The sequence below is a fragment of the Suttonella ornithocola genome (assembly GCF_001889065.1).
In the GTDB taxonomy this organism is placed as follows: domain Bacteria; phylum Pseudomonadota; class Gammaproteobacteria; order Cardiobacteriales; family Cardiobacteriaceae; genus Suttonella_A; species Suttonella_A ornithocola.
Map to the genome: position 1 here is coordinate 1 of NZ_LWHB01000355.1, position 600 is coordinate 600.

Consider the following 600-nt stretch of genomic DNA (forward strand, 5'->3'; position numbering starts at 1 on the left):
CTTATTACCATCATTAAGTGTTAAATCAGTGATTATTATGGATAATGCTCGATTTCATCGAATGAAGGTTCTAAAAGCGTTAGCCGAAAAATTTGGTCACGTTGTTTTGCCTTTATCACCTTATTCGCCAGAGTTAAATCTAATCGAAAAGCAGTGGGGCAATCTTAAAAAGTATTTACGTAAAGTTTTATCTAATTTTGATGTCTTTTGGGATGCTCTTTTGTCCTGCTCTGGATTTAATTGACTTATATGTTATCCCCCATCGGGGAATCATAACAGTATCTTGAGCATTCAGATTTATCAGCCTTGAACCCCGAAAGAGTTACTTATCGGGGTTTTATTATGTTAGCCACTCATCAACAAACAACCAAAGCGAACGCAGCGCATCAAGCAACAGGCGGAGCAGCGAAGCGCGCCGTTGCTGATGCGCGTGCGCTGTTTGAGCGTCAGCATAAAGAACGTTGGGGCGACACCCCCACGCTAACAGGGGGTGAAGCCAATAACCTCCCATCCTTCAGGGCTGAGGAATTTGTAAGCCACCGTGTAGCGTTGCCGGTAATTCGTAACGGCAAACTGGTTGAACAGTTATTCCGCCAACCA

Annotated in this window: 1 protein-coding gene and 1 pseudogene; both read left to right on the forward strand. The window is 43.7% G+C overall.

Annotated features, from left to right (window positions below):
* A pseudogene (locus A5N85_RS14365) lies at positions 1 to 244 on the forward strand (IS630 family transposase); the annotation flags it as partial.
* A gap of 98 nt (positions 245 to 342) precedes the next feature.
* Positions 343 to 600 (forward strand): hypothetical protein (locus tag A5N85_RS14370; protein ID WP_143143355.1); only part of this gene is annotated, 258 nt, incomplete at its 3' end.